18 protein-coding genes are annotated in these 20,657 nt (G+C 65.2%); 5 read left to right on the top strand and 13 right to left on the bottom strand.

Annotated elements, in window-relative coordinates; genetic code table 11:
• The first annotated feature begins 105 nt into the window (after positions 1 to 105).
• The gene (locus tag R2N16_RS07935; protein WP_316665092.1) at positions 106 to 723 is read left to right on the top strand and encodes a DUF2239 family protein; all 618 of its coding nucleotides are present in this window, start codon (positions 106 to 108) and stop codon (positions 721 to 723) included.
• On the top strand, positions 720 to 2,087 hold the full coding sequence (locus tag R2N16_RS07930; protein ID WP_316665091.1) for an MATE family efflux transporter: 1,368 nt from the start codon (positions 720 to 722) through the stop codon (positions 2,085 to 2,087). Before R2N16_RS07935 ends, R2N16_RS07930 begins: the two co-directional genes overlap by 4 nt.
• Positions 2,088 to 2,141: 54 nt before the next feature.
• Here R2N16_RS07930 and R2N16_RS07925 read toward each other — a convergent pair whose 3' ends face one another.
• The 9 genes from R2N16_RS07925 to R2N16_RS07885 all read right to left on the bottom strand — a co-directional run bounded on the left by R2N16_RS07925 (position 2,142) and on the right by R2N16_RS07885 (position 11,149).
• Complete coding sequence (locus R2N16_RS07925; RefSeq protein ID WP_316665090.1) at positions 2,142 to 3,788, bottom strand: fatty acid--CoA ligase; 1,647 nt, start codon at positions 3,786 to 3,788, stop codon at positions 2,142 to 2,144.
• Positions 3,789 to 3,837: 49 nt separating this feature from the next.
• On the bottom strand, positions 3,838 to 4,164 hold the full coding sequence (locus R2N16_RS07920; RefSeq protein WP_316665089.1) for a Rieske (2Fe-2S) protein: 327 nt from the start codon (positions 4,162 to 4,164) through the stop codon (positions 3,838 to 3,840).
• A complete protein-coding gene (locus tag R2N16_RS07915) occupies positions 4,161 to 4,868 on the bottom strand; it encodes a DsbA family oxidoreductase (protein ID WP_316665087.1) in 708 nt (235 codons plus the stop codon). The genes R2N16_RS07920 and R2N16_RS07915 overlap by 4 nt, the downstream gene beginning before the upstream one ends.
• The gene (locus R2N16_RS07910) at positions 4,855 to 5,430 is read right to left on the bottom strand and encodes an RBBP9/YdeN family alpha/beta hydrolase (RefSeq protein WP_316665086.1); all 576 of its coding nucleotides are present in this window, start codon (positions 5,428 to 5,430) and stop codon (positions 4,855 to 4,857) included. Before R2N16_RS07910 ends, R2N16_RS07915 begins: the two co-directional genes overlap by 14 nt.
• 92 nt (positions 5,431 to 5,522) lie before the next feature.
• Positions 5,523 to 6,656: a porin gene (locus tag R2N16_RS07905; RefSeq protein WP_316665085.1), complete on the bottom strand. Its 1,134-nt coding sequence runs from the start codon at positions 6,654 to 6,656 to the stop codon at positions 5,523 to 5,525.
• A 57-nt stretch (positions 6,657 to 6,713) separates the two neighbouring features.
• Positions 6,714 to 7,562, bottom strand: coding sequence for a TauD/TfdA dioxygenase family protein (locus R2N16_RS07900; RefSeq protein ID WP_316665083.1), 849 nt, complete (start codon positions 7,560 to 7,562; stop codon positions 6,714 to 6,716).
• A gap of 9 nt (positions 7,563 to 7,571) precedes the next feature.
• The gene (locus tag R2N16_RS07895) at positions 7,572 to 8,552 is read right to left on the bottom strand and encodes a quinone oxidoreductase family protein (RefSeq protein ID WP_316665081.1); all 981 of its coding nucleotides are present in this window, start codon (positions 8,550 to 8,552) and stop codon (positions 7,572 to 7,574) included.
• Between the two features lie 132 nt (positions 8,553 to 8,684).
• Positions 8,685 to 10,022, bottom strand: coding sequence for an MFS transporter (locus tag R2N16_RS07890; RefSeq protein WP_316665080.1), 1,338 nt, complete (start codon positions 10,020 to 10,022; stop codon positions 8,685 to 8,687).
• A gap of 71 nt (positions 10,023 to 10,093) precedes the next feature.
• Positions 10,094 to 11,149 (bottom strand): beta-keto acid cleavage family enzyme, encoded by a 1,056-nt coding sequence (locus R2N16_RS07885; RefSeq protein WP_316665079.1) that lies wholly within the window; start codon positions 11,147 to 11,149, stop codon positions 10,094 to 10,096.
• Positions 11,150 to 11,293: 144 nt separating this feature from the next.
• Here R2N16_RS07885 and R2N16_RS07880 point away from each other — a divergent pair, with 144 nt between their 5' ends.
• Positions 11,294 to 12,358: an AraC family transcriptional regulator gene (locus tag R2N16_RS07880; protein ID WP_316665078.1), complete on the top strand. Its 1,065-nt coding sequence runs from the start codon at positions 11,294 to 11,296 to the stop codon at positions 12,356 to 12,358.
• Here the strand turns inward: R2N16_RS07880 and R2N16_RS07875 are convergent.
• Together R2N16_RS07875 and cls are read right to left on the bottom strand one after the other, a co-directional pair.
• Complete coding sequence (locus R2N16_RS07875; protein ID WP_316665077.1) at positions 12,313 to 13,575, bottom strand: MFS transporter; 1,263 nt, start codon at positions 13,573 to 13,575, stop codon at positions 12,313 to 12,315. The two genes, R2N16_RS07880 and R2N16_RS07875, sit on opposite strands and share 46 nt — an antisense overlap.
• 86 nt (positions 13,576 to 13,661) lie before the next feature.
• The gene (cls, locus tag R2N16_RS07870; RefSeq protein WP_316665076.1) at positions 13,662 to 15,095 is read right to left on the bottom strand and encodes a cardiolipin synthase; all 1,434 of its coding nucleotides are present in this window, start codon (positions 15,093 to 15,095) and stop codon (positions 13,662 to 13,664) included.
• A 188-nt stretch (positions 15,096 to 15,283) separates the two neighbouring features.
• Between cls and R2N16_RS07865 the strand changes: the two genes are divergently transcribed.
• Entirely contained in the window at positions 15,284 to 17,011 is a 1,728-nt protein-coding gene (locus R2N16_RS07865) for a phospholipase D family protein (protein ID WP_316665075.1), read from the top strand.
• A 77-nt stretch (positions 17,012 to 17,088) separates the two neighbouring features.
• On the opposite strand, the gene R2N16_RS07860 is transcribed toward R2N16_RS07865, so the two are convergent.
• Positions 17,089 to 17,229 carry an entericidin A/B family lipoprotein gene (locus R2N16_RS07860; RefSeq protein ID WP_009240575.1) on the bottom strand — a complete coding sequence of 47 codons (141 nt, stop codon included), beginning with the start codon at positions 17,227 to 17,229 and terminating at the stop codon, positions 17,089 to 17,091.
• Positions 17,230 to 17,519: 290 nt separating this feature from the next.
• Here R2N16_RS07860 and R2N16_RS07855 point away from each other — a divergent pair, with 290 nt between their 5' ends.
• Entirely contained in the window at positions 17,520 to 19,088 is a 1,569-nt protein-coding gene (locus R2N16_RS07855; RefSeq protein WP_316665074.1) for a methyl-accepting chemotaxis protein, read from the top strand.
• 58 nt (positions 19,089 to 19,146) lie between these two features.
• Here the strand turns inward: R2N16_RS07855 and R2N16_RS07850 are convergent, their stop codons facing one another.
• Complete coding sequence (locus tag R2N16_RS07850; RefSeq protein ID WP_316665072.1) at positions 19,147 to 20,562, bottom strand: bifunctional diguanylate cyclase/phosphodiesterase; 1,416 nt, start codon at positions 20,560 to 20,562, stop codon at positions 19,147 to 19,149.
• Between the last annotated feature and the right edge of the window lie 95 nt (positions 20,563 to 20,657).

The following is a 20,657-nucleotide window of genomic DNA, read 5'->3' as shown; positions in this document are numbered from 1 at the left end:
TTCGTCACGTAACGCGCAATAGCAATTTCTGCCCGGGTAATATTGACTTCAAATTAAACCCGGGTAGAATTTGTTCCTGTTGAAACTTCAGCAGGAGCGCGTCTCATGGATGCCGCAGCAATCCACACTTGCACGGCGTTTGCCGGCACCCAACGCTTGGCCGGCGGCCCCCTTCGCGAGGTCGCCCGGGCCGTCAAAACCCACCTGGCTGCCCACCCCGAATCGCAGGTGCTGGTGTTCGACAACACCAGTGCGCACCCTGTGGAATTCGATTTGCGCGGCACGGTTGAAGACGTGCTTGCGCGCCTTGATCAAGCTCCACCGTCTGCCACCACTGAACCGGCTGGGTCCGAAAATCGCCCGCGTGGCCCTGGCCGCCCCAAGCTGGGCGTGATTGCCCGCGAGGTGACCTTGCTGCCGCGCCACTGGGATTGGCTGGCTGCGCAGCCGGGCGGGGCGTCGGTTACGCTGCGCAAGCTGGTGGAAGACGCGCGCCGCGCGGCCGAAGGCGCCGACCGCCGCCGCGTTGCGCAAGAGGCGGCGTACCGCTTCATGTCCGCCATGGCGGGTAACGCCGCGGGCTTTGAAGATGCCACACGCGCCCTGTTTGCCGCAGATGCCGTCGCGTTCGAATCCCTCACCCAATCCTGGCCCGCTGACGTGCGCGACTTTGCGCGCGCACTGGCGAGCCAGGCATTCAATCCTCAACAGGAGGCTGCATGACAGCGCCTGCTGCTCGCCCGTTGTGGCGAACATTCGTTGCATTCCTCGGCCCCCTGATCCTGGCCAACATCCTGCAATCGTTGTCGGGCACGCTCAACAACGTCTATGTCGGACACATGCTCGGCGTGAAGGCGCTGGCCGCGGTGTCGGCGTTCTTCCCGATCCTGTTTTTCTTCATCGCGTTCATCATCGGGCTCGGGTCGGGCGCGGCGGTGTTGATCGGGCAGGCGTGGGGCGCCAAGAAGCCTGAGGCGGTCAAGACCGTTGCAGGTACGACGCTGACGGTGGGCTTCATCGTGGGGCTGACGGTGGCGCTGCTGGGCGGCCCGTTCGCGCATGCGCTGCTGGGTTGGCTCGGCACGCCGGCCGACATCCTGCAGGACGCCACGCTCTACGCCAGCGTCATGCTCTATGCCATGCCGGGCCTTTTCGTCTACCTGCTCGCCACGGCGATGATGCGCGGCGTGGGCGACACGCGCACGCCGCTGCGTACGCTCGCGCTGTCGACGTCGGTCGGGCTGGTCTTGACGCCGACGTTCATTCGCGGCTGGTTCGGCTTGCCGCAACTGGGTGTGGCAAGCGGGGCGGCGGCCACCATCATCTCGTTCACGATCGCGCTGGTGTGGCTCGCCTTCTTCCTGCGCCGCCGCAATCATCCGCTCGCGCCCGATGCCGTGTTGGCGCGGCACCTGTGGGTCGATTTTGGTGTGCTGAAAACCGTGCTGAAGATCGGCGTGCCGACGGGCGTGCAGCTTGTGGTGATCTCGATTGCCGAGCTGGCGCTGCTGTCGTTCGTCAACGGCTTCGGCTCCGACGCGACGGCCGCTTACGGCGCCGGTACGCAGATCATCAGCTACGTGCAGTTCCCGGCGATGTCGATTGCGATCACGGCGTCTATCCTCGGTGCGCAGGCCATCGGCTCGGGCAATACGGAGCGGCTCGACGCCATCACGCGCACCGGGCTGTGGCTCAATGTTGCGATTACCGGCGTGCTGGTGGTGATGGCATTGCTGTTCTCGCGCGCCGTCATCGGCTGGTTCACCACGAACACGGAAGTGATGAGCCTCGCCCAGAGCCTGCTGCATATCTCGCTATGGAGTTCGGTCATCTTTGGCATGGCGAGCGTCTTCTCGGGTGTGATGCGCTCAAGCGGCACGGTGATGGCGCCCACGGCGATTTCCATCCTCGCCATCGCGGCGGTGGAAGTGCCGGTGGCCTGGGTGCTGAGCCGGCATATCGGCACCGACGGCATCTGGGCTGCGTACCCAGCCGCCTTCCTCGCCATGTTCGTGATGCAGGGGCTGTACTACGCGCTCGTGTGGCGTCGCCGCGCGCAGCGGTTCGGCATCCGCCGCATGGTCTGACGACATCCCCGCCGGCTGCCACAGGTGCTGCCGGCGGTGGGACGGCCGCCAGGCTTACGCCGCGGTCTCGCGCAGGGCCTTCTTGTTGACCTTGCCGACGCTCGTCTTCGGGATCTCCGCCACGAAGGCGATACGGTCCAGTTCCGGCACGGCATATTTGCTGATGCGTTTGGCCTCGGCGTGCGTCAGCAGGCTGTCACGGATGGTTTCTGCCTTCAGCCGCGCGCCCGGCTTGCCGACGACAAACGCCATCGGGCGCTCTCCCCATTTGGCGTCGCGCACACCGATGACGGCGCTCTCCTGCACACCCGGCACCTGGGCAATCAGGCTTTCCACTTCAATGGATGACACCCACTCGCCGCCGGTCTTGATCAAGTCCTTGATGCGGTCGACGATCTGTACAAAACCGTCGGGCGTCATGACGGCAACGTCCTGCGTGTGCAGGTAGCCGCCGGCCCACAGCGCTTCCGACGCTTTCGGCTTGTTGAAATAGCCCTGCGTGAGGTACGGCGTGCGCAACACGATCTCGCCCGGGTGCTTGCCGTCGTGTGGCACATCGCGCAGATGCTCGTCGACGATGCGTAGTTCGGCCAGCGGCACCGGGCGCCCCGTGGCGCAGCGCATGCGGATCTCTTCCTGCCGGTCTGCGGGCTTGCGGTCTGGCGGCAATTGCGCGATTGCAACCACGGGGCCGGTTTCGGACATGCCGTAGCCGGCAAACACGTCAATGCCCCGTGCAAGCGCTGCCTCGCAGAGTGCCGGAGACAGCGCCGAACCGCCAATGAGGACCTTCCATCCGGACAGGTCGTGCATACCGCCTTCCGCCGCCTGCAGCAGCATCTGCAGCAGCGTCGGCACGCAGTGCGAGAAGGTCACCCTTTCCGAGTCATGCAGCTTGAGGAGGAGGTCTGCCGCATAGCGTCCCGGCAGGACGACCTTCAGGCCCAGCATGACCGCGATGTACGGCATGCCCCAGGCCAGGACGTGGAACATCGGCGTGATCGGCATGTAGACATCTTCGCGGTGCAGGCGCTGGCCATCGCGGGGTGCGCACAGCGTGGTGGCCGTCGCCATGGTGTGCAGCACGATGTCGCGGTGGCTGTAGCTCACGCCCTTGGGGTCCCCCGTGGTGCCGGTCGTGTAGAACGTTGCGGCCCGCGTGCGTTCATCGAAGTCGGTAAACGCAAAATCGGGCGAGGCACGGGCGAGCAGCGCCTCGTATTCGCCGCTCACCGGCAGCGCGGTGTGCGGCATGGGGGCGTTGTCGGCCAGCACCACAACGTGGCGCACGCGCGTCAGGTTGGCCCAGATCTCTTCCAGCAGCGGCACGAAGTCGGCGTGTACGAGCACGACTTCGGCCTGCGCATCGTTGAGCGTGTAGAGAATCTGCTGGGCTGAGAGTCGCACGTTCACGGTGAACAGCGTTGCGCCCATCATCGGCACGGCGAAATAGCACTCGAGGTAGCGGTGGCTGTCCCAGTCCATGACGGCCACGGTCGAGCCGTGTTGAACCGCCAGTGTGCTCAGTGCCGAGGCGAGCCGGCCGATGCGCTCTCGAAACGTGCGATAGCTGTAGCGCAGCGCACCGCGATAGGTGATTTCCTGCTCGCCGTAGAGGCATTGCGCGTTGGTCAGCAATTGCTTGACGAGCAGCGGGTACGTGTAGGCCGAAGGTGTCGGGGTGATGAGGTTCGCATGCATGGTCTGGAGGGCCTTGTTCGGTAGGCAGGTTCGTATGGGGCGTGGCGATTCAGGCTGCGTCTTCGAACTGGATGACGACATGGCCGTTGGCTTCCTGAACGGCGTAGGTCTTCAGGCACAGGCCGCCGGGGCCGGGCATGCATCCGGTGGCCAGATCGAAGCGCAGGCCGTGCGCCGGACACTGCAATACGTTGCCGTCCAGGCGCCCGCCGGCCAGTGATGCGCCGTTGTGCGGGCAACTGTTGTCGACGGCATGCAACCGGCCTTCGACGTTGAACAGAACGATGCTGCGGCCGTCGACGAAGACGAGCTTGCGTTGGCCGGCGCCCAGTTCGTTGGCCGATGCCACGGTGACATTGCGAGCCATGATGTTCATTGGGATGGCGATGGCGATAGCGATAGCGCGTTCTGCATCGCGCGCACCAGCGTACTTGCCGGATGTGCGCCGGAAATCGTCACGTCCGAGTTGAAGATGAAATGCGGCACCCCCGAAACGGTCACGCCGCGACCGACGGGCTTGCAGACGCCGGGTGGGCACGCGTTGGGCACCGTCGCCTGGGCGAGGTTGGGCTCGGCCTCCAGACGCTGCAGCACGTCTTCGTCACCGATGTCGGCGCCTTCCACAAAATAGGCGTTGAAGATGCGCTCGATAAGTTGAGCCGGCTGTCCGCCTGCATCGAGCCGGCGATAGTTCCGGACCACGCTGTGCGCACGCTGGGTATTGGGCAGGACGCTGATGCGTGCGAAATCGAAGTCGATGCCGACGGCTTGCCCGGCGCGCTGCACCTGCGCGCGCCGCATCGACACGGCAGTGGGACTGCCGAGGCGGCTGAGATAGAACGCCTGGTAGGCCAACCCTTCCTGCGGGGTGTCCGGCAGCAGCGGATACGGGCGCCACCGCACCTGGGTCTTCACCTCCGGATACAGCATCGCGAACGTGCGCAGCGCGCTTGCCAGATGGCGCGTACCGATCCAGCACCACGGACAGATGAAGTCGAAGTAGACATCGACCGTGAGCCTGGCGTGCCGACGGATCGCGCCGGCCGGACTGGCCTCCATGGGCCGGTCAATCGAGTTCATGGATCAGGGCTTCCGCCATGGGCCACGGGCCGAAGCCGGCAGCGGGGTTCAAGTGGCCGACAACGCCCAGATCGACCAGACGGCTGCCCCAGTCGGCGGCCATGCCGGCTACGCGTTCGAACGATGCCAGCGGATCGTTCCGGCTGGCCGCGACGATGCTCGGAAACGGCAGCGGCCGGCGCGGGCAGGGCAGCCAGCCGTTTTTCTGCAGCACCTCCTGCGTGGGGTAGCCCGAAGGCAACTGCGCGTCGAGATCGGCCGGGGTTGCTAACAGGGCGCCGTGGATCTTGCGCGCGTGTCGTCTGGCCCAATGCACGGTGATCATCACGCCTGCGCTATGCGCCACCAGGATCACCGGCCCATCGATGGCGCTGATGGCCCTGTCCAAAGCCGCTACCCGTGCCGCGCAGCTCAGCCTGTCGACCTCCAGCGGCGGGACGGAAGCAGCCTTGTGGCCGCCTGCCCGGAGTTTGGCTTCGAGCAACGTCTGCCAGTGCTCGGCCACGTGGTCGCGCAGGCCGGGCACCATGAGGATGGTGGAAGCGGTTTTGGACAACGTCATGATGAAGCGCCATGAAGAAAAAACGAGGAGGTCGCCCTCCTCGAATGCCGACCGGGGAGACGGCAGAAGCCGCCTCCCGTGGTGAGGGCCGCTCAGAATTTGTGGCGGATGCCAACCGCCGCGCCCAGCATGCTGGTCTTGCCGGCACCCAGGCCGTAGCCGGTGGCGTTGAGGTCCACCGTGGCCTGGTCCATCGCCAAACCCGCATTGCGCGCATAGGCCGTGCTCAGATACAGATCGGTGCGCTTGGAAAGGGTGTAGTCGGCAATGAACGCGACCTGCCACGGGTTGGCCTGTGTGGACGGGGCGCTGTTGATGGTCTTGATCTTCTGGTACGAGTATTCGAGCGAGAGCATCAGCGCATTCGTTGCCTGATAGTTCACGCCGGCCCAGTAGTAATCGTCGCGCAGCGCCACGCTGCCGTTGGCGTTCTTGTTCTGCCCCCAGCGGTAGCCGCCCATGATCTTGAGCACATCGCCCATCAGATAGCTGCCGGCCAGCGCTGCCTTGCGCACGGTGCCGGAGCTGAACGCGCCGCCGCCCAGCGGGGTGCTGGGGTTGTACTGGTCATACGCCAGGGTGGCGCCCAGCGGCCCCGCCGAATACGCCACCCCCGCACCATAGCCGCTGTCGCGTCGGGCCTGGCCCGGCACTTCACCATTGCCGCCGCCTGCCGGGTTGGCGCTCGGGGCGCCGGTGCCGAACGACCAGTGTGCCTGCGCAGTCACCGGGCCGAAGTTGCCCGTGTACATGGCGGTGTTGTCCGAGCGGAAATTGACGCCGGTTTGCACTGCGGCCGGTTCGTACTGCGTGGAATACGCCATCGGCTCGAAGTTGGCCAGCAACTGGAACAGCGTCGTGTACTGGCGGCCGAAGGTGAACTGCCCGATCGTGCTGCTCTTGAGCCCGACATAGGCCTGGCGCCCGAACAGCCGGCCGCCTTGCTGCGATTGGCCCGTATCGCTTGCAAAGCCGCTTTCGAGCACGAACAGCGCGCTCAGTCCGCCGCCAAGATCCTCCACGCCGCGCAGGCCCCAGCGCGAGCCCGACAGGCCGCCGCTTTGCATGGCCACGCGGTTGCCCGAACTGCCCGGCGTGGCGCCCGGCAGGTTGGTCGCGTATTCGATGTTGGTATCCACCACGCCGTACAGCGTGACGCCGGATTGCGCGCAGGCCGCGCCGGCACAGGCCAGCAGGGCCACGGGGGCGATGTGCATCGTCTTCATGTTGCAGGGTCTCCTCTTGGTGTTATCGCCGACGGGTCCGATGTGTCCCGACGATCGTTAGAACGGCTTGCCGCCGATGATGCCGGCACGTTCCATCTTGCGATGGCACGGTGCGTAATCCATGACTGCGTAGTGCTGCGTGGCCGTGTTATCCCAGATGGCAACGCTGTTCGGCTTCCAGCGCCAGCGCACCTGGTATTCGGGAATGTAGGCCTGGCTGATGAGGTAGCGCAGCAGCTCCGACGCGCCGCCGGTGGCGTCCTGTCCGAAGCGCACGCGCGCGGGTGTGTGGTAGTTGGTGAAGTGCGTCGTGAAGCCGTTCACGTACAGCACCTTTTCGTCAGTCTCGGGGTGCCTGCGCACCACGGGGTGTTCCGGATCGGGGTACTGCGCCTTGAGCGCGAGGCGCTTTTCGATCGGCATGACGGCCCCAAAGCTGGCTTCGATGCTGTGGCGCGCGCGCAGGCCGGCAATGTCGCGCTTGACGTCTTCGGGCAGGTTCTCGTACGCCAGCACCATGTTGGCCCACATGGTGTCGCCGCCCACGGGCGGGCATTCCACGCAACGCAGTACGGCGCCGAACTGCGGGGCCTCGCGCCAGGTGGTGTCGGCGTGCCAGCAGTTTTCGTAGCGGTCATTCGGGTGCTCGGGCGTCTTGTAGATGCGCACGAGGCCGGGGTGGTCCGGGTCGCTGCCGGCTACCGGGTGGTCTTCCAGATTGCCAAAGCGGCGAGCGAACGCAACGTGCTGCGCACGGCTCAAGTCCTGGTCGCGCAGGAAGATCACGCGGTGCTTGAGCAGCGCTGTGCGGATTTCGCCAAACAGGCCATCGTCTTCGACGGCGTCGCGCAGTTGTACGCCGGTCAGCTCGGCGCCCAGGGCGTTGGTCAGTTGTTCGATACGCATGACGGCCCCTCAGATGACGAAGACGGACGATCCCGTCGTCTTGCGTGCTTCCATATCGCGGTGGGCCTGCACCGCGTCTTGCAATGCGTAGCGCTGGTTGATTTCGATCTTGATGCGACCGGCGGCGACGTGGTCGAACAGCTCGCCGGCAAGCTCGGCTTTCTCGGCCGGATCGGCGATGTAATCCGCCAGGGCCGGACGGGTCAGGTAGAGCGAGCCCTTCATCGCCAGCAGTTGCGGGTTGAACGGCGGGATGGGGCCCGACGCCGTGCCCACGCACACCATCAGACCGCGTCGCTTGAGTGAGTCCAATGAGGCCTCGAAGGTGGCCTTGCCCACGCTGTCGAACACCACGTTCACACCCACGCCGCCGGTCAGCTCACGCACGCGTTTTGCAACGTCTTCGTGCGCGTAGTTGATGACGTGGTCGCAGCCATGTGCGCGGGCGATGTCCGCCTTCGTTTCGCTCGATACCGTGCCGATCACCGTCAGCCCGAGCAGCTTGGCCCATTGCGAGACGATCAGCCCCACGCCGCCCGCGGCCGCATGCAGCAAGATCGTGTCGCCCTTGGCAAACGCGTAGATGCGGCGCAGCAAGTAGGCTGACGTCAGGCCGCGCATGGTCATGGCGGCCGCGGTTTCGCAGGCGATGGCGGCGGGCAGCTTGATGAGCGGTGCGGCCGGAATCAGGCGCTCGGTGCTGTACGCGCCCAGCGTGTTGATGAAGCCGGTATAGGTCACGCGGTCACCCACGGCGACATTGGCCACACCATCGCCTACCGCTTCAACGATGCCTGCTGCTTCAACGCCCATGCCGGCCGGGCGCGGCACAGGGTAGAGCCCCGAGCGGAAGTAGGTGTCGGCAAAGTTCAGCCCGACGGCTTCGTGGCGCAGACGGACCTGCCCCGGGCCGGGTTGGCCGACTTCGACGGTCTCGCAACGCAAGACCTCGGGGCCGCCGGTTTCATGAAAGCGGACTGCGGTTGCCATGGGCATCTCCTGGGTTCTTTTCAAATGTTTGGGGTGCGCGCCGCCTGCGCGGCTCGCCTGGCGAGACGCGGTCAAGGCGGGAGAGGGGTGAGATGCCTTGTGCGGCGGCGCGCGGTTAGCGGAGTCAGGCCGTCATGCGGAAGCCACGGCGGCTGGTGCGGCGGTGGGCGCTGCGTCGATCGACACGTTGGCCACGCGCTTGAGTTCAGCTTCGTAGCTGCGTGCGGCCAGCAGGAAGCAGCCTGCAGCAACCACGCCGAAGATCGGCATCACTGCGAGGGCGGTCTGCAGGCCCCACGCATCGGACACGGCGCCGCCCACAAACGGCCCGATGGCCAAGCCGAACAGGTTCTGGAACAGGGAGAGCACCGCAGCTCCTGTTGAGCGCACGCCGGGGTGGACCACGTCGAACACCACGCTTGATGCCGGCGCTACCGTGCACGTCATCAAGAAGCCGCCGAAGGCGATCAAGAGGAACTGCTGGTTGGCCGGCATGGTGGCACCGAAGGCTGTCATGAACACGAGCAGCGTGATCACGGCCAGCACCGCTACCGCAATCAGCCGGTTGCGCTGGCGGCGCGCTGCAACCACATCGGCCACCACACCCCACACGAAGGCGCCCAGCGCACCGCACAGCACCACCAGTGCGGCTTGCATGGCGGCACGGTCCGGCGGTGTCCCGTGATAGCGATTCAGGTAACTCGGCAGCCACGACCAGATGGTGGACACGACGATCAGCTGGAAGGCTGCGCCCAGGCATGTCCACCACAGCGTGCGTGAGCTGGTGAGCGCGCCCGCCACGCGTTGCAGGAGCGTGCCCGCGGGCTGCCGCATTGGTGTGCTGCCAGGTGCCATCGCCACCGTCTTGTAGTCCGGCACCAACACATAGAGCAGCGCCAGCAGCAGACCAGGTACGCCTACCACGCCAAATGCCGCCTGCCAGCCCCAGCGCGCTGCAATCACGCCGCCGAGCAACACCCCCAGCACCGATCCGACGGATGCCGCGGCGAAGAAGGCGCCCATCAACGTAGCGCGCAGGCGCTTGGGGAACAGGCTGGCTATGAGCGCCGCGCCGACCGAACCGTAGCCGGTTTCACCCACGCCCACGATGGCACGCGCGGTGAAAAGCTGCCCGTAATTGCGCGTGAACATGCAGGAGATCGTTGCCAGGCTCCATACAGTGGCCATCACGACGATGCTTTTGACGCGGCTGAAGCGGTCGGCCAGCAGCGCCACGGGCAAGCCGCCCACCGCCACCACGATCGAGATGACCGAGACGAGCGCGCCAAGTTGCTTGTCAGACAGCGCCCAGGCTGTCTTCAGATGCGGGAACAGCGACACGATGACTTGCCGGTCGATGTAATCGAACAGCATCAGTGCAAAGGTCATTGCAAACGCAAACCACGCCTGGGGGCGGCTGACGAGGTAGTCGTCGTGGTCTGCGCGCGGGTCGGCGGCATGCAGATTCATGGTTGTCTCCGAGTGGCGGCGCTTGCGTTGAGCGCCACCCGTGTGGGCCCGGTGATACTGCGGCTTCTAGTTTAGGCCGCGCGCAGCGGCAGGTTCTTCACGTTCGGGGCACGGTTGGGGGACATGCCGTTCTTTGCCAGCGTTTCTTCCACGCTGTCATAGTGCACGCCGATGCGGTAGATGGCGCGGGCTTCCTTGCCGCTGGCAATCTCACGGCCCAACTCATGCGCCACGCGTACGCACTGCTGGATCTGCTGTACGGACGTCATGCGGTTGCCGTGCTGGTCGATGATGGTGTCTTCAATCCCGCAGCGCGGGTGCAGGCCCATTGCCATGGCCATCATGTTGAAGGGCAGCACGTTCTTGAGCAGCGACTCGGCCGTCAGCGTGCAGCCATCCGGCGCGCGGTGGATGAAGTTGAAGAAGTTGAACGGGTTGGGGCCGTCAAAGCCGCCGCCAATGCCGATCCAAGTCAGGTTGAGCGGGCCCAGGTAGACCCCCTTGCGCACCAGGCGCTCCAGCGTTTCCAGTGCGTGGATGCCGGTCAACTGGAAGTGCGGCTGCACGCCGGAGGCTTGCAGGCGGCGCAGGTGCTCCTCCAGCCAGGCCGGGCCGGCAGGGACGGTCATTTCCGCATAGGCTGCGGCCAGCGCGGGATTGGCCAGCGACGTGCCTTCCAGATACGCCGGATACAGCAACTCCATGATGTTCATCTGCGTGGTGTTGACTGCCACCGTCACCTGGTCGGGCGTCGGGGTCAGGTCGGCCAGCATGTGACGCGTGTCGTCCGACAGCCACTTGGCGGCTTGCCCTTCGTCTTCCGGGGCAAACGAAATCGAGCCGCCCACCTGGATGATCATGTCGGGCACCGCCGCACGCACGCCGGCAATCAGCTCGTTGAATTTCGACAGCCGCTTGGAGCCCTTGCCGTCCAGCTCACGCACGTGCAGGTGCAGCACCGTGGCGCCGGCGTTGTAGCAATCCACGGCCTTCTGCACCTGTTCTTCCATCGTGACCGGAATGTCTTCGGGAAAATCTTCCGGCATCCATTCCGGGCCATACGGCGCAACGGTAATGACGACTTTGTCCTGGTTTTCCGGGTGCAGCGAATCATCAAGGAATTGCATGTTGGGGGCTCCTGTAGGGGATGTCTCGGCTGGACTTCACTATAGGGAAGCGGTAACTTCGAATTTCTCAATTGGCGCCAATTTTTTCTCTTTGTGCGCCATTCCGCGTAAACACCAAGACGGTTCGAAGCCCCCCTGAAACCTATGGAAACGATGGTGCGTGCCCGGTCGCTCAACGGCTACTTCCAGGTCGTGCGACGGCTCGGTTTCAACCCGCAGGAAGCGCTGCGGCAGGCGGGGCTCGACCCGGCCAAACTGGCCGATCCGGAGCAGCCTGTGTCGGTCGTGGCGACGTGCCAGTTGATGGAGATCACCGCCGCCAGTGCCCCGTGCCCCACGCTCGGCCTGCAGATGGCCGAGGCGCGCCAGGAGCTGGATTTCGGCGTGCTCGGGCTGCTGCTGGCGCACAAGCGCACGCTGCGCGAGGCGCTGCAGGCCATCATCCAGTACCGCCATCTGCTGAACGAGGCACTGGCGATCTACTTGGAATCCGACGGCGACATGGTGGTGATTCGCGAAGAGGTCATCACCGAGACGCCGGTGCCGTTGCGGCAGGCCAACGAGCTGGCCGTCGGCGTGCTGGCCCGGACGTGCAGCGCGCTGCTGGGGGTGCACTGGAAGCCGCGCAGCATCCACTTCACACATGCCGCCCCCAGTGACGTCAGCCTGCACAGGCGCGTGTTCGGCTGCCCCGTCGTGTTCGGCAGCGACTTCAACGGCATCGTCTGTGCGGCTGCCGATCTGGAAACGCCCAACCCCGCCGCCGACCCGGCACTCGTGCGCTATGCGGAAAGCCTTGCCGAGCCGCTCAATGTATCGGCGCAGGAGGCGGTGGTGCAGGACGTGCGGCGCGCGATCTACCTGCTGCTGCCGCTGGAGCGTGCCTCGGTCGAGCAGGTGGCGGATCACCTCCACCTGAGCGTGCGTACGCTGCAGCGCCAGTTGGAATCAGCCGGCATGACGTTCTCTGATTTGGTGGAGGAGGTGCGGCACAACCTTGCCGTCCGCTACATGGCGAATCCGAGCTACCGGATCGGGCGGGTGGCTGCGTTGCTCGGCTATACGCGGCAGGCATCGTTTACGCGCTGGTTCATCACCCACTTCGGCATGACGCCGCGTGCGTGGCGTGATGTGCAGCGCGGTGCCCGGGGTGGTGACGCGACTCAGGCAGGTTCGAGTCCGGCTGACGCATCATCGGCACCCGGCTGATGCGCCAGCCGTACCGCCGGTGAGAGCAGAATGCACAGCAATTGCAATGCAAAGCCTGCCACCGCCACCAACAGGCAGGCCCCCACGCCGGCCTGCGCCGCGAGCCAAGCGGCCATGGCGGCGCCGACCGGCCGAGCGCCATACGACATCACGTTCACTGCGGATACGCGCGCCAGCAACGCGGGCGGCGTCACCGTCTGCCGCAGCGTGGTCGTGCTCACCACCCACAGAATCGGCCCGCAACCCAGTAGAAAGAAGCCTGTTTGTGCCAGCGCCGGCCACGGTTGCCAAAGCGTGGCCGCCAGCAGCACGCCTCCCGCCAGCCCGCACACGGGGCCGGTCGCGACCACATGGCCGAAGCGCCAACGCGCGAGAATCCGTGCGGCCAGCAGCGCGCCGACCACCATGCCCGCGCCGTACATGCCGAGCGTCAGTCCGATGGCCTGCGCAGACAGCCCCAACTGCCGAGCCGCATACGGCACGAAGATGGCGAACACCATGAAGATGGCCGTCGTGAAGACGAACTGCGTGAGGAACACCGGCCGCAGCAGCGGATGTTGAAACACGAAGCGCGCGCCTTCGGCGATGTCCTGCAGCGGATGCACTGCGTGCCGTGCCTCGGGCTCCGGAGCTGCCATGCCGGCCAGCAGTGCCGCCGCCATGGCCGACAACGCAGCTGCCAATGCAAATGCCGCCATCGCGCCCGTCCAGCCGATCAACGCGCCGCCGATGGCCGGTCCGCACGCAAATGCAATCGTGCGCGCCAACTCGATGCGCCCGTTTGCACGCGCGAGCATCGCTGCCGGCACGAGCGACGGCACCAATGCAGGCGCCGCCACACTGAACACCACCGTGCCGCATACCGCAACAAAGCCAAGCACGCCCAGCGCAGCGAGGTTCAAACGCCCTGCCACCAGCAGACCCGCCACAACAAGCAACGCCACCGCGCGCACTGCCTCTGCGCCGGCCATCAATACCCGTTTGGGCCAACGGTCCGCCAGCATGCCGATGGGAATGGCAAACAGCACGAAGGGCAGCGTCAGGGCCACTTGCAGCCAGCTCGCTGTGCTGGCGTCGGCATGCAGGGTGAGCACCGCAACCATTGGCATGGCGGCCAGCGCAATTTGTTCGGCCGACTGCGCAGCCAGGTTGGAACCCGCCAGCCGATTGAAGCCGGGCGGCAGATGGTCGACAGCGGGGACACGTGGGGCAGACATCGCACACTCCTGAAAACGTTCGTGTCAGGGTAGGGGTGGCGACGTCCGGATGCGCTCCGCTTCTTGCGGGCGAATTCGAAGCGTGGTTACAAGATGGGGGCGAACAGCTTGGCGACGTGCATGATCACGCGGCGCATTGGGTGTGCATGTTCGTATTCATCACGGCCAACACGGGCGGCTTCGGCAAAATCGGCTTCGAGCATCTGGGCGACGTCGTGGGCGAAGCGCGGGTCGGCGGTCATGATCATCAGCTCGAAGTTCAGGCGGAACGAACGGTTGTCGAGGTTGGCGCTGCCCACGGCGGCGGCCTCGTCGTCGATCAGCACCACCTTCTGGTGCAGGAAGCCAGGCAGGTAGCGATAGATCTTCACGCCGGCGCGGATCGCCTGATACGCATACAGCGTTGATGCGAGGAACACCATGTGATGGTCCGGCCGCGACGGGATCAGGATGCGCACATCCACACCACGCAGCACGGCCAGGCGCAGCGCGGCAAACACCGCTTCGTCGGGAATGAAGTACGGCGACGTGATCCACAGCCGCTTGCGCGCCGACTGAATGGCCTCCATGAAGAACAGCGAGCAGGTTTCCTGCTTGTCCGCCGGGCCGCTGGCGACAACCTGGCAGACCATGTCTTCTTCAGGCCGCAGTTCGGGCACGATCAGCTGCGGCACTTCATGGGCGGCCCAGTACCAGTCTTCGGCAAAGGTGAGCTGCAAGTCCATCACGGCTGCACCGACGATCTCGATATGCGTGTCGCGCCACGGTGCAAGCGGCGGCTTTTCGCCCATGTATTCGTTGCCGACGTTGTGGCCGCCCACGTAAGCGCGGTCGCCGTCTACCACCACGAGCTTGCGGTGATTGCGGAAATTGAGCTGGAAGCGGTTGACGAACCCGGCGTGGGTGGAGAACGGCTTGGCCAGCACGCCGCCTTCAATCAGCCGCTGCACATAGCGGCGTGGCAGCGCGTGGCAGCCGATGCTGTCGAAGAGAAAGTACACACGCACCCCCGCCCGCGCACGGTCCAGCAGCAGTTCGGCCAGGCGGCGTCCAAGCGTGTCGTCATGCACGATGAAGAACTGCACGATCAGCACGCGCCGCGCCTGCGCAATGGCCGCAAAAATGGCATCGAAGGTTTCCGCGCCATTGACGAGCAGACGGACGCGGTTGCGCGCCAGGCACGGCGTGCCGGTCAGGCGCGGCAAGGCCTGCATGCAGGCGTGCCGCGGCGCGACCACGCTCGATTCATGGTCGCGCAGGCCGCGCCAGTCGTCGGACAGGGTGATTTCGCGCAGGCGCGCGTTGTGAAAGCGGCGCGCATCCACGTAGCCGGCAAATGTGCTGCGCCCGAAGATCAGATACGGGATCAGCGTGAACTCCGGCAGCGTGACCAGCGAAATGGCCCACGCGATGGCGCCCTGCGAGGTGCGCACGGTCAGCACGGCATGTATGGCCGCGAGGACGCCCACGCAGTGCACAAGAAAGAGGAAGGCGGCAAATGCCGTGGTGTTGGTCAGCATCGGAAGCGGTGGGGGGGAAACAGCACACCGTTGGCCATTTTGACACGCCTGAGGTGGCGTCGGACAAACACGGATACTGCCCCGGCGGACATCTCGCGTAGTCTGACCGTGCGGTCTGCTCAGGCACGCCGCATGCTGGTGTGGAGTAGACGTCCTGTCGACCCGCCGCACCCAACACGACATCGAACATGCAAGGGCACCCGAGGAACCTCCCGACCGCGTATCTGCGCGCTGGGCTTGCCTGGCTGGCCATCGTACTGCTGACAAGCTGCGCAAGCCTGCCCGAGCATGTCGACCGACCCGTGACGACGGCGCTGCCCAATGCCGAATCGGCCACCTCGCTGGGGCGCCTGGCGCAGACGAACGCGCCGTCGGCCGATGTGTCCGGCTTCCGGCTGATCCCGTCGGGGGAAGAAGCCTATGCCACGTTGCTCACACTGGCCGACCGGGCCGAGCGCACGCTGGACTTGCAGTACTTCATCATTGCCAGCGACAACAGCGTGCGCGAACTGATGCGCCATGTGCTGGCCGCTGCCGACCGCGGCGTGCGCGTGCGCATGCTGGTCGACGATCTGCACAGCGACGGACGCGATCTCGCATTTCTCAAGTTTTCGTCGCATAAGAACATCGACATACGGCTGTTCAACCCGTTTCCGGGTGGGCGGATGTCGAACGTCACGCGGTACCTCAGCGGTGCGGCTGAGTTCCGCCGCGTCAATCGGCGCATGCACAACAAGGCCTTCATTGCCGACAACGCACTGGCCGTGACAGGCGGGCGCAATCTGGGCGCCGAGTATTTCACCCAGAACCCGACCACCAACTTCGTCGATCTGGATGTGCTGGCCGCCGGGCCGGCGGTGCGGCAGTTGTCGTCGGCGTTCGATGCGTACTGGAACAGCGAATTTGCCTATCCGGTGCAGGCGTTGGCGCCCGAGCCGAGCACGGCGCATCCGCCCGAACCGAAGGACGGTAACTACCCACCGCCCGTGGCGATGCCGCACCGCCCGGAAGGGCCGCCGCAGCATATCGATGTGCCGACCCGGCCGGTCGACATGGGCTCCGGTTCCGGCAAGGCGGCTCCGGGCAAGACGATCTCGCAGCTTGAACAGCGCCGCAATCAGACCGATCTCGCCAGCCCGGTGCCGGAGCAGCCCTTGCCGCTCAAGCCTGCGCCGCGCGACTGGTTCCTCGCCGACCAGATTGCTCGTGGCCGCCTGCGCCTGGAGTGGGCGCCCGCGCAGGTGATCGTCGATCGTCCGGCCAAGGTGTCGGGTGATGACGTCGAGCCCGGCGGCGAGCGCCTCGCCCAGACGCTTCTGCATCTGGTTGACGAGGCCAAGCGCGAGGTGGTGCTGATCTCGCCGTATTTCGTGCCCGGCAAGCGCGGCGTAGAGGTGGCCAAGCGGTTGCAGGATCGCGGCGTGCGCCTGTGTGTGCTGACCAATTCGCTGGCGGCGACCGACGCGCCCATCGTGCACGTGGGCTATGCGAGATATCGTGGCGCGCTCATCGACAACGGTGTTGAACTGTACGAGCTGCGCCCGACGCTGGGCGATCGCCCCAAGATGATCGGCACGTTCCGCTCGTCGCAGGCGAGCTTGCATGTGAAATCGATCGTGGTGGATCGCAGCACGCTGTTTGTCGGCTCGATGAACATCGACCCGCGCTCCATCGGATTGAATACGGAAACGGGCTTGATCATCCGCAGCCCGGTGCTGTCGGAAGCGGTGGCCAAGCTGTTTGACGACTCGGTGCGCGACAGTACATACCGGGTGACCAAGGCCGATGGCCACCTGCGCTGGACCACCCACCAGGACGGCAAGGAGGTTGTGGTCGATCACGAGCCCGAAGTCGGCCTGGGCCGCCGGACCTGGATTCAGATGCTGGCGCCGTTCACGCCCGAAGAACTGCTGTAGCGGCGCCAAAAGAAAAAACGCCGCGAAGTGCGGCGTTTTTCAACTCAGGCAAGGGGCAGCCCCAGGCCTTCGCTTCATTACATCTTCTGCTTGGTGTTGTCAGCAGCGTTTTCCAGCTTCTGGCCACCCGTCTGGATGTCCTTGCCCATGCCCGCCATCGTGTTGCAGCCAGCCAAGACGGCGCAGCCCAGGGCCAGCAGTGCGATCAGTTTCTTCATCTCGATCCCCTTGTGAGCCGTGCGGTATCCCGCACGATGTTCGCGTGATTGCCACCAGGGCGGTGGCGCAACCCGCATTTTAGTGCCACCCCGCGCACGTAGGGTGCGTTGGCCGCATCTTTTTTGCCGGCTTGCATATCACTTGCGGCGCATTCCGGTCATTCGGGGTGATGCCCTCTATTTCTGCCGCCCCCTGCCGTTAGCACCTTTGGGAGTGAACAGGGTGCCCGAAGAGGGGCGCGGGAACAGGATCTCGGCGCCACACGGCCCAACCATGCAGGGGAAAACATATGTGGAAGTGGATGGATACGAGCATTCGCACGCGGCTGACGTTCCTGGTCGCGGTATTTGCAATCATGATTGCCGTGGTGGGCTTCGCGGGCATCACGGCCGGCCGGGCGACCAATGACGATTTGCGCGCGGTGTATCTGGAAGATGCCAAGGGCTTGGATCTGCTGGCCAAAGACACCATCAACCTGCTGTGGGCGCGCATCCACCTGACCAATTTCGATTCGGTCTCTTCGCCCGAAGAACTCAAGAAGCTGCTGGCCGATGCGCACACCATGGTCAACTCGGCCAACGACGCCTGGGCCCAGTTCATGAAGCTGCCGATTGCCGAGGCGGACCGTGCCCAACTGCAAGCCGCCGACGCCGCACGCACCAAGTTCGTCAAGACCGCGCTGGAGCCGGCCATTGCCGCGCTGGAGCGCAGCGACCTCACTACGTACCGCGAACTGAATACGAACCTGGTGCCGAAGCTGTTCGTCGATTACGATTCGGCGCTCGGGCCGCTGGTCGGCGCGCGCTTCAAGTACGGCCAGCAACGCTTTGACCATTCCCAATCGCGCTACGCGATGAGCATCTGGATTTCGGGCGGCTTGCTGGCCGCCGCGCTGGTGCTGTCTGTGGTGGCGCGCGGCGTGCTCAGCCGCACGGTGGTGCGGCCGCTGGAACGCGCCATCCAGGTGTTCGAGCGCATGGCCTCGGGCGACCTCGCCACGCGGATGGAAGGCCAGACCGCCGCGGGCCGCCGCGACGAAACCGCACGCCTCATGCACGCAGTGTCGTCCATGCAAACGAGCCTGCAGCAGATCATCGGGCAGGTGCGCACGGGCTCGGATTCGATCGCCAGCGCCACCAAGCAGATCGCCGCTGGCAATGCCGACCTGTCGCAGCGTACCGAGCAACAGGCCTCGTCGCTGGAAGAAACGGCGTCGAGCATGGAAGAGTTGACCAGCATCGTGAAGCAGAACGCCGACAACGCGCGTCAGGCGAGCACGCTGGCCGTCAACGCGTCGGACATTGCCGTCAAGGGCGGGGAAGTCGTGGGCCGCGTGGTGGACACGATGGCGGGCATCAACGAAAGCAGCCGCAAGATCGCCGACATCATCGGCGTGATCGAGGGCATTGCGTTCCAGACCAACATTCTCGCGTTGAATGCCGCCGTGGAAGCCGCACGTGCCGGCGAGCAGGGCCGCGGCTTTGCCGTCGTTGCCGGTGAGGTGCGCAGCCTCGCGCAGCGCAGTGCCACGGCGGCCAAGGAGATCAAGGCGCTGATTGGCGATTCGGTGGGCCGCGTGCAGAACGGTTCGACGCTGGTGGCCGAAGCTGGCACGGTGATCGACGAGGTGGTGGTGGCCGTGCGCCGCGTGACCGACATCATGGGCGAGATCAGCGCTGCGTCGGAAGAGCAGAGCAGCGGCATTGAACAGGTCAACCAAGCCGTCACGCAGATGGATCAGGTGACGCAGCAGAATGCAGCGCTGGTTGAACAGGCAGCGGCTGCGGCGGAATCGTTGGAAGAACAGGCTGAGGCGCTGCGCAGCGCGGTGGCGGTCTTCCGCGTCGAGCGCACATAAGCGGTACACGCGCAAGTACGAATGCCCTTTCGCCTTGCAGGCGGGAGGGCGTTTTCTTTTACGGCATCAGATCGCGTGCGCGCTCGGCAATCACGCCTTGTGTGTCGTCGATCCAGCGGGCAGGGAAGGGTTGCGAGAGCAAGTAGCCCTGGATCACGTCGCACCGGCATGCGCGCAGTGCGTGGAGTTGCGCGGCAGTTTCCACGCGTGTGGCGGTGACGGGCACGCCCGCACCATGCGCGGCCGTCACCAGGCGTTGCAGCACCGCGTGATCGCTCGCGTTGGTCACTGCGTTGACGACCGCCTGATCAAGCTTGACCTGGTCGGGGCGGAACGTTGCGAGGCAATCGAGGCTGTGCGCGGTGGCACCAAAGTCTTCCACTGCCACGCGTGCGCCGCAGGCGTGCAGGGCTTGCACGGCTTTCTGCGCCGCGTCGCTGGCACGGCGCAGCGTGTGTTCCGATATCTCGAAGACGAGGCGTGTGGTCGGCACTGCGTGGCGGGCGGCAATGTCGCGAACGACGTCGCTCAATTGCGGATCGAGCAGCTGCGCAACGGACAAATTGACGGCTGCATGCACGCCGGGCTGATGCCGGCTGTTGCGCTCCGCGCGCTCGGATTCTTCGCGCAGCAGGCCGGCCAACATCTGCGCGGCGTTGTCGAGCACCCAGCGGCCCACCTCGCGAATGTCGCCCGTCTGCTCCAGGATCGGCAGAAAATCGGCCGGTGCCACGCCTCCCAGCTCCGGTGAAATCCAGCGCAGCAAAAATTCGTAACCGACGATCCGTCCGTCGATCAGGCTCAGTTGTGGCTGCAGGTTCAGGCTGAACTGGCGGCGCGCAAGCGCGTGGCGCAGTTGTGCGGCCAGGCGTGGATGCTCGGCGACGGCATCGTTTTCATCGGTGTGGGCGCTGTTGTTGCCCGTGCGTGGCGGCGTGGCCGCCGGGGCATACAGCGCGGGGCTTTGCTCGGCGCCGTGCTGAACAGCGTAGAGCGCCCGGTCGGCCTGTTCAATCAGCCGCGCCGCATCCGAGGGCATGCTCTCGAAAAGCGTCATGCCGATGCTGCACGAGCAGACCAGCTCATAACCATGCGTGATGAAAGGTCGCGTGAGCGCCGCAGAAATCTGTCGCGCGAGATCGTGCACATCTTGTGCCGAGACGAAATCTGCGCAGGCAACGGCAAAGGTCTCGGGGCCGATGCGCCCGACGATGGGGGCGATGCCATTCGCAGCGGGCACGCTCAGCGCTTTAAGCCGCGATGCACATTCGACGATGACCTCTCTCGCCGCCAGCGGCCCGAGCGTGTTGGTCGCCTCGGCAAAATGGTCGAAGCCGATCAGCAGCAGGGCGCCGATTGCGTCCTGGCGTGCGGGTTGCGGCATGGCAGCCAGCAGTTGGACGAATCGTTCGCGGTCCGGCAATCCGGAGATGGGATCCAGACTCGATGGCGCGGCAGACCTTGCGCGGATCATAAATGGGGATCGTCCTGCAAATGCCTTTAAAACGAAAATACGTACGCTTGATGTAGCGTCAATTGTATAGCTTTGTCAAAAGCAAACCTGCGGCA

Origin of the sequence: Ralstonia psammae, assembly GCF_958405935.1 — a bacterium.
GTDB classification, from domain to species: Bacteria; Pseudomonadota; Gammaproteobacteria; order Burkholderiales; family Burkholderiaceae; genus Ralstonia; species Ralstonia psammae.
This window is presented reverse-complemented; position numbering and strand designations above follow the sequence as displayed.

What these genes read in the sequence shown, in the direction of transcription:
- R2N16_RS07850 (WP_316665072.1), bottom strand. Translation starts at nt 20,562, where the DNA reads ATGATCCGCGCAAGGTCTGCCGCGCCATCGAGTCTGGATCCCATCTCC.
- R2N16_RS07915 (WP_316665087.1), bottom strand. Translation starts at nt 4,868, where the DNA reads ATGAACTCGATTGACCGGCCCATGGAGGCCAGTCCGGCCGGCGCGATC.
- R2N16_RS07920 (WP_316665089.1), bottom strand. Translation starts at nt 4,164, where the DNA reads ATGAACATCATGGCTCGCAATGTCACCGTGGCATCGGCCAACGAACTG.
- R2N16_RS07895 (WP_316665081.1), bottom strand. Translation starts at nt 8,552, where the DNA reads ATGGCAACCGCAGTCCGCTTTCATGAAACCGGCGGCCCCGAGGTCTTG.
- R2N16_RS07875 (WP_316665077.1), bottom strand. Translation starts at nt 13,575, where the DNA reads ATGTCTGCCCCACGTGTCCCCGCTGTCGACCATCTGCCGCCCGGCTTC.
- R2N16_RS07855 (WP_316665074.1), top strand. Translation starts at nt 17,520, where the DNA reads ATGTGGAAGTGGATGGATACGAGCATTCGCACGCGGCTGACGTTCCTG.
- R2N16_RS07925 (WP_316665090.1), bottom strand. Translation starts at nt 3,788, where the DNA reads ATGCATGCGAACCTCATCACCCCGACACCTTCGGCCTACACGTACCCG.
- R2N16_RS07905 (WP_316665085.1), bottom strand. Translation starts at nt 6,656, where the DNA reads ATGAAGACGATGCACATCGCCCCCGTGGCCCTGCTGGCCTGTGCCGGC.
- R2N16_RS07900 (WP_316665083.1), bottom strand. Translation starts at nt 7,562, where the DNA reads ATGCGTATCGAACAACTGACCAACGCCCTGGGCGCCGAGCTGACCGGC.
- R2N16_RS07910 (WP_316665086.1), bottom strand. Translation starts at nt 5,430, where the DNA reads ATGACGTTGTCCAAAACCGCTTCCACCATCCTCATGGTGCCCGGCCTG.
- R2N16_RS07860 (WP_009240575.1), bottom strand. Translation starts at nt 17,229, where the DNA reads ATGAAGAAACTGATCGCACTGCTGGCCCTGGGCTGCGCCGTCTTGGCT.
- R2N16_RS07930 (WP_316665091.1), top strand. Translation starts at nt 720, where the DNA reads ATGACAGCGCCTGCTGCTCGCCCGTTGTGGCGAACATTCGTTGCATTC.
- R2N16_RS07885 (WP_316665079.1), bottom strand. Translation starts at nt 11,149, where the DNA reads ATGCAATTCCTTGATGATTCGCTGCACCCGGAAAACCAGGACAAAGTC.
- R2N16_RS07890 (WP_316665080.1), bottom strand. Translation starts at nt 10,022, where the DNA reads ATGAATCTGCATGCCGCCGACCCGCGCGCAGACCACGACGACTACCTC.
- R2N16_RS07880 (WP_316665078.1), top strand. Translation starts at nt 11,294, where the DNA reads ATGGAAACGATGGTGCGTGCCCGGTCGCTCAACGGCTACTTCCAGGTC.
- R2N16_RS07865 (WP_316665075.1), top strand. Translation starts at nt 15,284, where the DNA reads ATGCAAGGGCACCCGAGGAACCTCCCGACCGCGTATCTGCGCGCTGGG.
- R2N16_RS07935 (WP_316665092.1), top strand. Translation starts at nt 106, where the DNA reads ATGGATGCCGCAGCAATCCACACTTGCACGGCGTTTGCCGGCACCCAA.
- cls (WP_316665076.1), bottom strand. Translation starts at nt 15,095, where the DNA reads ATGCTGACCAACACCACGGCATTTGCCGCCTTCCTCTTTCTTGTGCAC.